The organism is Frateuria terrea (assembly GCF_900115705.1).
GTDB lineage: Bacteria > Pseudomonadota > Gammaproteobacteria > Xanthomonadales > Rhodanobacteraceae > Frateuria_A > Frateuria_A terrea.
Window position 1 is genome coordinate 171,467 of the sequence record NZ_FOXL01000003.1, and the last position, 12,469, is coordinate 183,935.

The 12,469-nt window shown below is 69.0% G+C and carries 14 protein-coding genes; 8 read left to right on the forward strand and 6 right to left on the reverse strand.

Annotated elements, in window-relative coordinates:
• Positions 1–50 precede the first annotated feature (50 nt).
• On the reverse strand, positions 51–506 hold the full coding sequence (locus BMZ38_RS04580) for a hypothetical protein (RefSeq protein WP_091334740.1): 456 nt from the start codon (positions 504–506) through the stop codon (positions 51–53).
• 153 nt (positions 507–659) lie between these two features.
• Here BMZ38_RS04580 and BMZ38_RS04585 point away from each other — a divergent pair, with 153 nt between their 5' ends.
• From BMZ38_RS04585 to BMZ38_RS04595, 3 genes are all read left to right on the forward strand, one after another.
• On the forward strand, positions 660–1,529 hold the full coding sequence (locus BMZ38_RS04585; RefSeq protein ID WP_091334742.1) for a YihY/virulence factor BrkB family protein: 870 nt from the start codon (positions 660–662) through the stop codon (positions 1,527–1,529).
• 37 nt (positions 1,530–1,566) lie between these two features.
• On the forward strand, positions 1,567–1,983 hold the full coding sequence (locus BMZ38_RS04590) for a universal stress protein (RefSeq protein ID WP_091334744.1): 417 nt from the start codon (positions 1,567–1,569) through the stop codon (positions 1,981–1,983).
• 130 nt (positions 1,984–2,113) lie between these two features.
• On the forward strand, positions 2,114–2,935 hold the full coding sequence (locus BMZ38_RS04595) for a ferritin-like domain-containing protein (protein WP_091334746.1): 822 nt from the start codon (positions 2,114–2,116) through the stop codon (positions 2,933–2,935).
• Between the two features lie 44 nt (positions 2,936–2,979).
• Here the strand turns inward: BMZ38_RS04595 and BMZ38_RS04600 are convergent, their stop codons facing one another.
• From BMZ38_RS04600 to BMZ38_RS04610, 3 genes are all read right to left on the reverse strand, one after another.
• Complete coding sequence (locus BMZ38_RS04600; protein ID WP_091334748.1) at positions 2,980–3,414, reverse strand: DUF6491 family protein; 435 nt, start codon at positions 3,412–3,414, stop codon at positions 2,980–2,982.
• A gap of 62 nt (positions 3,415–3,476) precedes the next feature.
• The gene (locus BMZ38_RS04605) at positions 3,477–4,202 is read right to left on the reverse strand and encodes a hypothetical protein (RefSeq protein ID WP_091334750.1); all 726 of its coding nucleotides are present in this window, start codon (positions 4,200–4,202) and stop codon (positions 3,477–3,479) included.
• Positions 4,203–4,288: 86 nt separating this feature from the next.
• Positions 4,289–5,164 (reverse strand): LytTR family DNA-binding domain-containing protein, encoded by an 876-nt coding sequence (locus BMZ38_RS04610; RefSeq protein WP_091334752.1) that lies wholly within the window; start codon positions 5,162–5,164, stop codon positions 4,289–4,291.
• A 167-nt stretch (positions 5,165–5,331) separates the two neighbouring features.
• On the opposite strand from BMZ38_RS04610, the gene BMZ38_RS04615 reads away from it, so the two are divergent.
• Positions 5,332–7,134, forward strand: a complete 1,803-nt coding sequence (locus BMZ38_RS04615; RefSeq protein WP_091334754.1) for an FAD-binding oxidoreductase — start codon at positions 5,332–5,334, stop codon at positions 7,132–7,134.
• Between the two features lie 78 nt (positions 7,135–7,212).
• On the opposite strand, the gene BMZ38_RS04620 is transcribed toward BMZ38_RS04615, so the two are convergent.
• Entirely contained in the window at positions 7,213–7,515 is a 303-nt protein-coding gene (locus BMZ38_RS04620) for a DUF3247 family protein (protein ID WP_091334757.1), read from the reverse strand.
• Positions 7,516–7,620: 105 nt separating this feature from the next.
• Here BMZ38_RS04620 and BMZ38_RS04625 point away from each other — a divergent pair, with 105 nt between their 5' ends.
• The 4 genes from BMZ38_RS04625 (at position 7,621) to BMZ38_RS04640 (ending at position 12,016) form a co-directional block, all read left to right on the forward strand.
• Positions 7,621–8,877, forward strand: coding sequence for an MFS transporter (locus BMZ38_RS04625; protein WP_091334759.1), 1,257 nt, complete (start codon positions 7,621–7,623; stop codon positions 8,875–8,877).
• A gap of 35 nt (positions 8,878–8,912) precedes the next feature.
• Complete coding sequence (locus BMZ38_RS04630; protein WP_091334761.1) at positions 8,913–9,830, forward strand: arginine deiminase-related protein; 918 nt, start codon at positions 8,913–8,915, stop codon at positions 9,828–9,830.
• A 9-nt stretch (positions 9,831–9,839) separates the two neighbouring features.
• The gene (locus BMZ38_RS04635) at positions 9,840–11,456 is read left to right on the forward strand and encodes an alpha/beta hydrolase-fold protein (protein WP_091334764.1); all 1,617 of its coding nucleotides are present in this window, start codon (positions 9,840–9,842) and stop codon (positions 11,454–11,456) included.
• 227 nt (positions 11,457–11,683) lie between these two features.
• Complete coding sequence (locus BMZ38_RS04640; protein WP_091334766.1) at positions 11,684–12,016, forward strand: hypothetical protein; 333 nt, start codon at positions 11,684–11,686, stop codon at positions 12,014–12,016.
• A 75-nt stretch (positions 12,017–12,091) separates the two neighbouring features.
• Here BMZ38_RS04640 and BMZ38_RS04645 read toward each other — a convergent pair whose 3' ends face one another.
• Entirely contained in the window at positions 12,092–12,316 is a 225-nt protein-coding gene (locus BMZ38_RS04645) for a hypothetical protein (protein ID WP_091334768.1), read from the reverse strand.
• Positions 12,317–12,469 lie beyond the last annotated feature (153 nt).

Below are 12,469 nucleotides of genomic sequence, written 5' to 3' on the forward strand. Positions count from 1 at the left end.
AGCCCGCCGAGTGTACGCCGGGACCAGGCCCCGAGCCGGCCAGCCCCAGGCTAAGGGCGTGCGATGGTGAACTTGCCGACCGAGACGCCCAGGTCGATGCCCTGGCCGGTGCCCGACAGCGCCAGCGAGGTTTCACCCTTGGTCAGCACCTGCGCCTGCGCGCTCTTGACCACGCCGGCCTCGGCACCGGCCTGCACGTAGTCGCCGAACACCTCGGCGATACCGTGCACCTTGCTGATCTCGCCCTTGCCGTTCTCGATGCGGTACTTGCCGGCGGTGAGGCCGCCGCCGACCACGGTGATCTTCACCGGCGCGGTCTGCCCGTTGTTGCAGGTGACCGTGCCGGTGCCTTCGGCGTGCTTGTAGATGATCGACCAGCCGTGCAGGTTGTAGCTCAGATTGCACTTGACCATCGGTTCGTCGGCGCGCGCCTGGCCCGCCGGAAGCGCCGCCAGCAGGACGCCGGACAGGGCCAGGCTCGCCAGGGCAGTCAATCGCTTGTTCATCGCTGTCTCCTTCCCCTTTTGGGGTGCTTGAGGCTGCGGTCGAGTCTGGATCGACAAAAGTGAAAGAAGCGCCAGCAAAGCCGCCGCCCGGCGTTCACGATCGCCGCGCAGCGCGCTCGCCATGCTGTGCCCAAGCGGTCCGGGAGACAGCGCATGGGTTCGTTGTGGCAAACCACCGTCAAGGTCGTCAAGGGCACCGCCAGCGGCGCGGCCGACGACGACCTGATGACGCACGCGGCGGCGGTGGCATTTTATTCGGCGCTGTCCTTCGCGCCCATGCTGGTGTTGCTGCTGTGGCTGGTGACCTCGCTGCAACCGGCGTGGCAGCAACAGCTGGTCGGCTCGATCAACAGCCTGGTGGGCTCGCGGGCCTCCGATGCGGTGAAGCTGGTGATCAGCAATGCCGAGCAACGCCCCCAGCTCGGGAACTGGGCCGGCATCCTGGGCGTGCTGGTCTCGCTGGTCGGTGCCTCCACCGTGTTCGCCCAGCTGCAGCTGGCGATCAACCGCGTGTGGAACCTGCAGGCCACACCGCGCAATGCCATCTTCAGCTGGCTGCTCACGCGCATGCATGCGCTCGGTCTGCTGCTGACGCTGGCCTTCCTCCTGATCATCTCGCTGGTGGCCAGTGCGGCGATCGCGGTGTTCGTGCGCAACGACACCGTAGCCTGGGACGCGGTCGAGGCGCTGGTGTCGCTGGCGTTGTTCGGGCTGGTATTCGCCTCGATCTACAAGGTGCTGCCCGATGCCCGCATCGACTGGCGCGATGCGCTGCTGGGCGGCGCTTTCACCGCGGTGCTGTTCGCCATCGGCAAGTTCGGCATCAGCCTCTACCTCGGACACAGCAACGTGGGCGGCGCCTACGGTCCGGCCGGCAGCGTGGTGGTGCTGCTGGTGTGGGTGTACTACTCGGTGGTGATCCTGCTGCTCGGCGCGGAACTGACCCAGAACGTGGCCGAGGTGCGCGGCGTGCCGATCCGGCCCAACGCGCACGCCGAGGTGACACAGCCGTGCGAACGCTGAGCCGCACGGCATAATCGGGCCGCAAGGGAGGGGCGCCATGTTCAGGTACACGTTGGTCGGCTACGACGGCTCGCCATCCTCGCAGCGGGCGTTCCAGACCGCGGTGGCGTTCGCGCGCTGCGGCCAGGGCCGCGTGCGGGTGGTGTCGGTGCTGCAGGTGACCGAGGGCGGCGCCGACGCCTGCGCGCTGATGATGGCCGATTCGGGCGCCCACCGCGCGCAGGAGCTGCTGGACGAGCTGCTCGCGATGGAGCCGGATGCACGCTCGATGGTGGACGTGGAAGTCACCCACGGCAGTCCCGGCGACGTGCTGCTCAGCCAGGTGCAGCAGCACGACATCGACCACATCGTGATCGGCCATACCGAGCGCGGCGCACTGGCGCGCTGGCTGCTCGGATCGGTCTCCACCGACGTGTTGGCGCGTGCGCACGTGCCGGTGACGGTGGTGCGCTAGGGCCGCGCGAAACGGGTATTGCGGCTGCAGGGTCGGGCTGGGTTAATCCGCCTGCGTCACGAAGCCGTATGCTGTCCGTCATCCCTCCGTCACCTGCGCGACAAGCCGCGCCCCTCCACAGGACTCTCGTGTGAGCTACGCCCCCTCGCTGCCCTGGACGCTGGAAAGCCTCGACCTGTCGGGCATCGACCGCGCCCGCGTCCGCCACAACGAGGAGCTGTTCTTCCTGTTGTGCAGCTCCTCCTTCGTCGAGAGCGGCTCGGACCTCTACACGCACAACCTGGTCGCCCACTTCAGCGGCGACGAGGAACTGCAGACCTGGCTCAGCCAGCACTGGGAACACGAGGAGCTGCAGCATGGCCGCGCGCTGTCGGCCTACGTGCGAGCGGTATGGCCGGAGTTCGACTGGGACCAGGGCTTCGCCGCGTTCTGGACCGAGTACGGCGCGGTGTGCACCGCCGAGGAACTGGAAACCAGCCGTGGCCTGGAGCTGGCCGCGCGCTGCGTGGTCGAGACCGGCACCGCGAGCCTGTATCGCGCGCTGCACGAGATCACCGACGAGCCGGTGCTCAAGCAGCTCACCGGCTACATCAAGAGCGACGAGGTTCGCCATTTCAAGTACTTCTACCAGCACTTCCGCCGCTACCGCGAGAACGAGGGGCTCGGGCGCTACAAGGTGTTCCGCGCGGTGCTAAAGCGGGTCAACGAGATCCGCAGCGAGGACAGCGACATCGCGCTGCGGCACGTGTTCGAACAGTGCTACCCGCAGCACAGGGGGGACCGCGAAGCGTTTCGCCGCATCGCCGGCAAGGCGCAGGATCTGTTGCGCCGTCATATCCCGGCCGAGATGACGGTGAAGATGCTGCTCAAGCCACTGGACTTCCCGCCGCGGCTGCAGGGAGCGCTGGAAAAGCCGCTGGCGAAGCTGGCCGAAAAGCTGTTCCTCAGCTGACCGCGGGTCAGACGGCGGCGAAGCCCGCCCCATGGGTACGCCGTTCAGGACTGCCGCGGCTCGGTCTTGACCTGCCGTTGTTCCTGCTGCACCGCCTTGAGCTTGCCGACGTCGATCGGGCGGATCCGCTGGATCGTGCAGGGCATGTTGTTGCGCCCGGTGATCACCTTGTCGAAGTTGATCGAGACCTGATTGAGGTTCGAGGTCAGTCCGATCGCGTTGGCGAAGGGCAGCTCCGTGCAGCCGGGCACGTCGAGCAGCCAGGCTTCCTTCGGCCGGGTGTAGATCACCACCTGGTCGGGACCAAGTTCCTCCCACGACCACAGCGGTGTGAAGAAGCGGAAGCTGTTGACCGGCGCGCCCGCCGCCGCCGTGTAGGCGGCCTGGCGCTGGGTCAGGCGCTGCGCGTAAGGGACGCTGGCGCAGCCGGCCACGAGCGCGATCGCCGCGCCAGCCAGCAAGGTGCGTTTCAAGGCCATGGGCTCCTCCTTCGGTTCGATCCGCCCGGTTGCCAACGCACCACCGGCGGGCCGGTGCACCGTCACTTCTTCTTTTTCGGCAGACTCTTCCACTTGCCCGGATCGAAACCGCCGACCTCGTAGACCAGCGTTTCCTTCTTCTCGCCATCCACCAGAGTCACGTCCAGGGTGATCTTTTTGGCCTTTTCCAGGCGCGCGATGAAATCCCTGTCGTCGCGGATCATCAGCGCCGGCTCGCCGGTGGAAGGCGCGAACGCCCTGATGCCGTGCTCCTTGCCGTCGAAGGTGGCGTGGATGGTGCAGTTGCCGCGGCAGACGAAGCCGTGCCCACCGCCGTACAGGAACGCGTTCTGGCCCCATGCGGTATGCCGGCGCAGCACCAGCCGCACGCGGTCGTCGCCGGAGGGCTGGCTGGAATAGATGGTCGCGGTCGACTGCGTGCCGCCCTCCATCGGCGAGACCTGGTAGAGCCACAACGCGTCGAGGCGGCGCTTCTCGCTTTCGGTCTTCCAGCGCTTCTCGATCGCCGGCAGGGTCTGCTGCACTTCCCTGGCGGCGGCGCTGCCGGGGTAGTGGTCGAGGATGTCGTGGCCCATGGTCACGGTCATCTCGTCGTTGTGGATGCGCTGCAGCTGGCGGTAGGTGTCGAGCTTGCGCGCGGCATCGTCATTCTGTGCCGTCGCTGCCGGCCCGTTGGTCGCGTCCTGCGGCTGGTCCTGCGAATGGCAGCCGGCCAGGGCCAGCACGCCGCACAGCACGGCCACGGAGGGATGGAGGGTCAGCTTCATCGGCGGGTTCCTTGGCAGGGAAAGGCCCTAGCGTGGAGCGGGCGGGCGAGTGGTGCAAGCGCGGGCGCTGCTGCAGGGAAAACCGCTCAGGCCGTTGCAGCGGCCTCGCCGGAGCGCTCGCGCAACTGTGCGCGATAGCGCCGGCTGCACGGAACCGTCGCGCCGTCGCGCAGCTTGAGGCGGGCATCGCCAGTGTCCAGCGGCTCGATCTCGGCCAGGTAATCGAGGTTGACGAAGTAGCTGCGGTGCACGCGCACGAAGCGGATCGGATCCAGCCGATCCTCGATCGCCGCCATGGTGGTGCGCAGCGGATAGTCGCGTCCGCGCACGTGCAGATTCACGTAATTGCCGGCCGCCTGCAGCCACTCGATCTCGCGCGCGTTGACCAGGAACTCCTTGCCGACCTTGCGTACCAGGAACCGTTCGGGCCGTTCCACCGGCTCCACCGGCGGGCCCTCGTCGGGGGCGGCAAGCAGCCGCGCCTCGCCTTGCCAGCGCACCAGCCACAGCCGCGACAGGCAGATCAGCGCGATGATGAGAAAATAACTGCGGAAATCCTTCAGGTATTCGTAGCCGAAGCCCGGTTCCCAACGACCGAAGTCGTAGTGGATGCCGGCAAGCCGGTAAGCCAGCACGCGCAATGCGACCATGCCGGTCACATGCACCAGGCTGAACGGCACGGTGGCCAGCAGGTGCCAAGGCAGGCTCTGCCGCCAGGTGTCGAAGCGGAACGGCCAGCGCCGCTCGACCGCCAGGATGGCCGGCACCAGCGCCAGGATCATCAGCGAGCTCGTCCACTCCCACACCCAGGGCTCCCAGGGGGCGGTCGTGGCATGGTCGATCTGCGCCACCATGCTGTTGAACACAGTGTTGAGCAGCGCCAGCAGCACCCAGAAGGCGATCTCGGCCGGCTTGCGCCAGCGATGGAAATCCCGGTAGTCGAGGCTGGCGGTCGGCGGCATCGGGCGATTCTAGTGGCTTGGTTACCGGCGACGCGACGCATACAGCGGCAGGCAGTCCATCCCAGCCGGCCCGCGATTCGTCCCCGCCCGCCAACGGCCGGTCACCGCGCCCTCGCGGCGATGGCTTGCGCGGCTTACGGTGCCCCCATTCCACGGAGGAACCCCCCATGAAACGCCGTGACCTGCTCAAAGCCGCCCTCGCCCTGCCCCTGCTGCCGCTGCTGGCGCGTGGTGCACAGGCCCTACCCGCTGCGGTGGCGGGTGCGCTGCGCTCGCGGGTGCGCCCCGGCCACGCCGGCTGGCCGGCGCCGGCCGAGTGGGAGGCGCTCGAGCGTGCCGTCGGCGGACGGGTGCTCAAACCGGTCTCGCCATTCGCCGGCGGGCCGGGCACGGCGGCCTACGCGCAGGCGGTCAAGCAACTGCACAACCCCTTCGCGCTGGGCGACGACCCGGCGCTGACCCAGACCAGCGGCTGGGCCGAGGCCTGGACCTCGCGGCCCAGCGCGTACGCCGTCGCCGCGGAGTCGAGCGCCGACGTGGCCGCCGCGGTGGCCTTCGCCCACCGGCACCGCTTGCGCTTGGTGGTCAAGGGCGGTGGACACAGCTACCAGGGCACCTCGAACGCGGCCGACTCGCTGCTGGTGTGGCCGCACCGGATGAACCAGGTGACGATGCACGACGCCTTCGTGCCGCAGGGCGGCGAGGGCAAGGCGACGCCGCTGCCCGCGGTCAGCGTGCAGGCCGGAGCCATGTGGATCGACGTCTACCATGCGGTGACCACGCTCGGTGGCCGCTATGTGCAGGGCGGCGGCTGCACCACCGTCGGCGTGGCCGGACTGGTGCAGAGCGGGGGCTTCGGCAGCTTCTCCAAGGGCTTCGGCACGGCGGCGTCCAACCTGCTCGAGGCGGAGGTGGTGACCGCCGATGGCGCGCTGCTCATCGTCAACGAGCACGCCCACCCGGAACTGTTCTGGGGCCTCAAGGGTGGTGGCGGCGGCAGCCTGGGCGTGGTCACCCGGCTGACCCTGCGCACGTTCGACCTGCCGCCAGTCTTCGGCGCGGTGTTCGGCACCATCAAGGCCGCGTCCGACCAGGCGTACCGTGCACTGGTGGCGCGGGCGGTGGCGTTCTACCGGGACGCGCTGTTCAACCCGCACTGGGGCGAACAGATGGCGTTCGCCCCGGACAACACGCTGTCGATCTCGATGGTGTTCCAGGGCCTGTCCCAGGCGCAGGCGGAACAGGCCTGGAAGCCGTTCTTCGACTGGGTGCGCGCGCGCAGGGAATACGGTTTCGCCGAGCCGCCGCGCACGCTGGCGCTGCCGGCACGGCATTTCTGGGACGCCGGGTTCTTCCGCCAGCACGCGCCGCAGCTGATGGCGGACGACGACCGGCCCGGCACGCCGGCCTACCACATGGTGTGGAAGGGCGATCGCGGCCAGGTCGGGTGGTTCATCCACGCCTACCAGTCGGCCTGGCTGTCGGAGAAGCTGCTGGGCCGCGGCCGGCAGGCGGCGCTGGCCGATGCCCTGTTCACCGCTTCGCGCCGGCACGACTTCGCGCTGCATTTCAACAAGGGCATGGCCGGCGGCGAATCCTCGGCGGTCGCACGCACGCGCAACACGGCCATGAACCCGCAGGTGGCCGAGGCCTTCGCACTGGCGATCTGCGCCGAGGGCAGCGGCCCGGCCTTTCCCGGCATGGCCGCGCCGGACCTGGCCGAGGCACGGCGCCATGCGGCGGCCGTGGGCGGAGCGATGGATGCGTTGCGTGCGGTGGCGCCGGACGCCGGCTCCTACGTGTCCGAGAGCGATTACTTCCTGCGCGACTGGCAGCAGCGCTTCTGGGGCCCGAACTATGCGCGGCTGCTGCGGGCCAAGCGCCGCTACGATCCCGAAGGGTTGTTCTTCGTGCACCACGGAGTGGGCAGCGAAGGCTGGAAGGAGAACGGGTTCACGCGCACCGGCTAACGCGCGGTCGCATGGCCGCCCCCGATGGTGACCGCAACCGGGCTGTTGCGTCCAAGGGCGCTCGTGCAGGGCCCCGCCCTAGGCGCGCAGTTGCGTGTCCGAATCCAGGTGCTCGACGCGCTCGATCTGGTCGAACCAGACGTAGCGCGCCCACTCGGACGTGCCCAGCTGTTCCAGATGCACCACGCCGTTGGTGCCCTCGTTGCCGTCGCCGTCATAGAACTCCTGCACGGTCGGGCGCGCGGCGACGACGCCCTCGCAGATGCTGCCGTCGGACAGGTGCAGGCGCACGCGCGCGCCGTTCTGCAGATGCTCGACCAGCTGGTTGAAGCGGGCGATGGTGGGCTGGTCGGTATAGACGTGTTCGGCCTGGCGGCCCATGGCCGGTCTCCTGCGGCGGCGATACGCCGAACCTAGGACGGCGATGGGCAAGTGGTCGTGAAGCCGGGACGGGCGATAATCCCGCCCTTCGCCCCGGGAATCCCCATGCCCACCGACTCGCTGCCCAAGCACCGCGCGTTCGTGCAGTTCTGGTTCGCCCGCATCGCCTCGGGCTTCGGCTTCCAGATGCTGTCGGTGGCGGTCGCCTGGCAGATCTACGCGATCACTGGCCGGGCGCTGGACCTTGGCCTGATCGGCCTGGTGCAGTTCTTTCCCTCGGTGCTGCTGGCGCTGCCTGCCGGGCACGTGGCCGACCAGTTCGAGCGCCGGCGCGTGGTGTTGCTCGGCCAGGTCGTCGAATGGTGCGCGATCGCGCTGCTGGCGCTGCTCAGCTTCACCCACCGCATCCACGAGCTGGGCATCCTGGCGCTGGTGTTCGTGATCGGTACGGCCAAGGCATTCGAGTCGCCTTCGATGTCTTCGCTGCTGCCGGCGCTGGTGCCGCCGGCGATCCTGCCGCGTGCGGTGGCGGTCAGCGGCTCGGCCTTCCAGATGGCCATGGTGCTCGGGCCGGCGGTGGGCGGCCTGCTCTACGTGGCCGGCCCCGGCGTGGTGTACGCCACGGCCGCGGGGTTGTATCTGGTCGCCGCCACGCTGATGGCGCTGCTGCGCTATGAGCAGGCGCCACCGAAGCGCGAGCCGGCCTCGCTCAAATCGCTGTTCGCCGGCGTGCATTTCATCCGCGAGCGCAAGGACGTGCTGGGCGTGATCTCGCTGGACCTGTTCGCCGTGTTGTTCGGCGGCGCCACCGCGCTGCTGCCCATTTTCGCCAGGGACATCCTGCACACCGGCCCGTGGGGGCTGGGCCTGCTGCGCGCGGCGCCGGCGGTGGGCGCGCTGCTGATGTCGTTCTGGCTGGCGCGGCACGACCTGACCCGCCGTGTGGGCATGATCATGTTCGGCTCGGTGGCCGGGTTCGGCGTGGCCACGCTGGTGTTCGCGCTGTCCTCGTGGATGTGGCTGTCGCTGGTGGCGCTGTTCGCCGGCGGCGCGTTCGACATGGTCAGCATGGTGATCCGCGGATCGATGGTGCAGCTGGACACGCCCGACGCCATGCGCGGGCGGGTCAATGCAGTCAACTCGATCTTCGTCAACACCTCCAACCAGCTGGGCGAGTTCGAGTCGGGCCTGGTCGCCGCCTGGCTGGGCGCGGTGGGTGCCGCGGTCGTGGGCGGCGTCGGCACGCTGGTGGTGGTGGGCCTGTGGATGGGGATGTTCCCGGGCCTGCGTCGGCGCCAGAAGCTGCACCTGGAAGCGGCGGCGATCGAGGCGGCCGAGGAAACAACCGCCGAGACACTCTGACGCCCTACGATGGCACGTCTGCCAGGAACCCCAGCGTGATCGTCACCTCGCCCGACGCCTTCCTCGACGCCTTCGCGGCGTTGCCGCCACTGCCGGGCGCCCGCGCCACGGCGCGTGCGGCCTTCCTGCTGGCGCCGGCCGAGTTCGCACTGGCGGCCGAGTCGGCCAGCGACAACCGCTACATGGACATGCGGCGCACGGTCGACCCGCTACGAGCACTGGCCCAGCACGCGGCGCTGGCGCAGGCGCTGCGCGCGGACTGTCCGGTGGTCACCTTCCCGGGCGAGCCCACCACGCCGGACGCGGTATTCCCCAACAACGTCTTTGCCACTGCGCCCGGACGGCTGATCGTCGGCCGCATGCGCCACGCTGTGCGCCAACGCGAGGCCCGGCGCCGTGACGTGCGGGAGTTCTTCGCGCGGGTGTTGGGCTACGAGGAGGTCGACCTGTCCTCGCGCAGCGACTGCGTGGCCGAGCTGACTGGCGCGCTGGTGATCGACCGCGCCCGCGGCATCGGCTACTGCGGCCTGTCCGAACGCTGCGACGAGGCCGGTGCGCGCGCCATGCATGATGCGTTCGGCCTGCGCCTGAGCTTCTGCTTCACACTGGCGGCGGGCGAGTACCACACCAACGTGGTGCTGGCACTGCTCGCCGGCCGCGCGGCGATCGTGGCACCGGACGGCTTCGCCGATCCGGCCGTGCCGCGCGCGATCGCCCGTGCCTACGGCGAGCGCGCCTTGTGGCTCGCGCCCGCGCAGAAAGAAGCCTTCGCCGGCAACGCGATGACGCTGGCGGACGACCGGGTGTGGATGAGCGCCGCGGCCGCGGCCGCATTGACCGATACGCAACGCCAGGCGCTGGCCGGCTGGAGTTTCCGCCTGGGCACGGTCGAGCTGGACGAAATCGAGAAAGCGGGTGGCAGCCTGCGCTGCTGCGTGGCGGAAATCTTCTAGGACACAACCATGACCCTGACTCTCTTGCGCCTTGCCGGCGCCAGCCTGATCGCCCTGGCCATCCTGCCCACCGCGCATGCATCGGAGGGGCCGCGTATCCAGGTCGGTTTCAGCGCGAAGGCGCATGCGCAGCCGATCACCGGGCGCGTCTACGTCGCGGTCAGCCGCAGCAACGACAAGCCGCCGATCGAGCAGACCGACATCACCGGCGTGCCGCTGTTCGGCCACGACGTCAGCGCGCTCGCACCCGGCCAGGTGGCGACCATCGGCGCGGACGACTTCGGCGCCCCGCTTGCCAGCCTGCGTCTGCTGCCGGCCGGCGATTACTGGATGCAGCCCTTCGTCAACGTCTACACCCGGTTCAAGCGGGCCGACGGCCACACCGTATGGCTGCACATGGACCGGTGGGAGGGCCAGGACTTCAAGCATTCGCCCGGCAACCTCTATGGCAAGCCGGTGAAGGTGCACTACGACCCGGCCTCGTCCACGCCCGTGAGGCTGGTCGCCGACCAGGTGATCCCGCCGATCCCGTTCCCGAAGGACACGCCGTATGTCAGGCGCTTCCGCATCAAGAGCACGCTGCTGAGCGCCTGGTGGGGCCATCCGATCTACCTGGGCGCCACCGTGCTGCTGCCGAAGGACTACGACCGGCACCCGGGCGTGCGCTACCCGGTCATCTACGAGCAGGGCCACTTCTCCACCCGCGCGCCGGGCGGCTTCGATCATCCAAAGTCGGACTTTCGCGACTACTGGCTGGCTGACGGCACGCCGCGCTACATCATGGTCAGCCTGCAGCATCCCTCGCCGTATTACGACGATTCCTACGCGGTGAACTCGGCCAACGAAGGACCGTACGACGACGCCATCCACCAGGAACTGCTGCCGGAGGTGGAGAAGCGCTTTCGCACTATCGGCGATCCGTGGGCGCGCATCCTCGAAGGTGGTTCGACCGGCGGCTGGATCGCCATGGCGCAGATGATTTTCCATCCGGACTTCTACGGCGCGACCTTCGCCTCCTGCCCGGACGCGCTGGATTTCCGCCATCACCAGGTGGTCAACATCTACGACGACGCCAATGCCTACTGGCTGGACAAGGGCTGGGTGAAGGTCGAACGCGTGGATACGCGCCAGCCCGACGGCAACGTCGAGGCGATGATGAAGGACGAGAACTGGTACGAACTGGCCGTGGGTGACCGCGATCGCTCCGGCGGCCAGTGGGACATCTGGGAAGCGGCGTTCGGCCCGGTCGGCGCCGATGGCTATCCGCAGCGGCTGTGGGACAAGCGCACCGGCGCGATCGACCACCATGTCGCGCAGTACTGGAGGGGACACTTCGACCTGCGCTACCTGCTGCAGTCGCAATGGGCCACGCTGGGGCCGAAGCTGACCGAGAAGATCCACATCTACGTGGGCGACGCCGACACCTTCAACCTCAACATGGGCGTACGTGCGATGGACGCATTCCTGAAGGGCGCGCGCCATCCGTCCTTCCGCGGCAGCGTCACCTACCAGCCGATGGCGCCGCATTGCTGGGGCCCGCGCGGCAAGGAGCTGATCGACACCGTCACCCGCTACATCGATGGCCACGCGCCGGCCGGTGCGGACCGGACGGGCTGGCGGTACTGAAGCGCCGCCTGGGGGTACCGGACGATGGATGGCCGTACGCGGAGGCCTGATGCGGCCTGCGGGCGTGGCCCCGGTGCTTCGGCGCATGCCTCGCCACGCGCCCGAGGCGAGGCATGCGGACTCCGCCAGGCAACTGCGCGTGAGGCAAGCCTGAATCGAGTTGCGGTTTTCGACGCCTCGATCACGCCGCGGCCGTCAGGCTGGGGCCTCGACGCACAGGAGGTCCCATGAACCGAACCCGCGATATCGAGCAGCGCTTCGACGGCGCCAGCGAACGCGTGCGCGACCGCGTGCGCCAATACGCCAACGACACGGCCGACACGGCCAACAGCCTGATGGAGAGTGGCCGCCGCATGACCATGCGCCTGGGTCGCCGTGGCAGCGGCTATGGCAAGCAGCTCTCGCACATGGCCGAAGACCTCGCCGACGAGGCGAGCTACCAGTATCGCCGCGCGCGCCGCCACGCCAGCCGCCATCCGGTGGCCACGGTCGCCGTGGTGGCCGGCACGATCGGCGCGTTCATGCTGCTGCGCCGGCTGCTGCGCAGCGACGAAGACTGAGGGCATGATGCAGGCCGGCCCCCATCCCGCGGGATGGGGGCCGGGGTGATAGGGCTTTCTTGCGAAAGCCCTCGCTCACACCCGCATGCGTGGCTCCGGCACGGTCGGCGTGTGCGGATCGATCGGCGGCAGCTCCGGCTGCTGGGGACGGCCGGGATCGACCGGATCGCGTGGCGGCGGCGGCGGGGGATCCTGCTGCGGGTGTTCCGGCTCGCCGGGCGGGCTGCTGATGAACGCATCCGTGCCTTCGCGGAGCGTTTCGGAGAGGGGCGCGCTGGCGCGCTGCATCGACGTGGACATGGAAACCTGCGTTTGGCTGCGTGTGGCTGCAAGTATCAAAAGCCTGCCGTGCGCGGCACGCGAAAGCCCCGTTCACTTTGCGCCAGCCGCGCCGCGTCGAAGCCCTCTCTCCGGGGAGAGGCTCGGGTGCGGGACCGGGGCGCGCGGGGAAGT

Coding starts and splice junctions, on each gene's coding strand:
- BMZ38_RS04580 (WP_091334740.1), bottom strand. CDS start 506: ATGAACAAGCGATTGACTGCCCTGGCGAGCCTGGCCCTGTCCGGCGTC.
- BMZ38_RS04585 (WP_091334742.1), top strand. CDS start 660: ATGGGTTCGTTGTGGCAAACCACCGTCAAGGTCGTCAAGGGCACCGCC.
- BMZ38_RS04590 (WP_091334744.1), top strand. CDS start 1,567: ATGTTCAGGTACACGTTGGTCGGCTACGACGGCTCGCCATCCTCGCAG.
- BMZ38_RS04600 (WP_091334748.1), bottom strand. CDS start 3,414: ATGGCCTTGAAACGCACCTTGCTGGCTGGCGCGGCGATCGCGCTCGTG.
- BMZ38_RS04605 (WP_091334750.1), bottom strand. CDS start 4,202: ATGAAGCTGACCCTCCATCCCTCCGTGGCCGTGCTGTGCGGCGTGCTG.
- BMZ38_RS04610 (WP_091334752.1), bottom strand. CDS start 5,164: ATGCCGCCGACCGCCAGCCTCGACTACCGGGATTTCCATCGCTGGCGC.
- BMZ38_RS04615 (WP_091334754.1), top strand. CDS start 5,332: ATGAAACGCCGTGACCTGCTCAAAGCCGCCCTCGCCCTGCCCCTGCTG.
- BMZ38_RS04620 (WP_091334757.1), bottom strand. CDS start 7,515: ATGGGCCGCCAGGCCGAACACGTCTATACCGACCAGCCCACCATCGCC.
- BMZ38_RS04625 (WP_091334759.1), top strand. CDS start 7,621: ATGCCCACCGACTCGCTGCCCAAGCACCGCGCGTTCGTGCAGTTCTGG.
- BMZ38_RS04635 (WP_091334764.1), top strand. CDS start 9,840: ATGACCCTGACTCTCTTGCGCCTTGCCGGCGCCAGCCTGATCGCCCTG.
- BMZ38_RS04640 (WP_091334766.1), top strand. CDS start 11,684: ATGAACCGAACCCGCGATATCGAGCAGCGCTTCGACGGCGCCAGCGAA.
- BMZ38_RS04645 (WP_091334768.1), bottom strand. CDS start 12,316: ATGTCCACGTCGATGCAGCGCGCCAGCGCGCCCCTCTCCGAAACGCTC.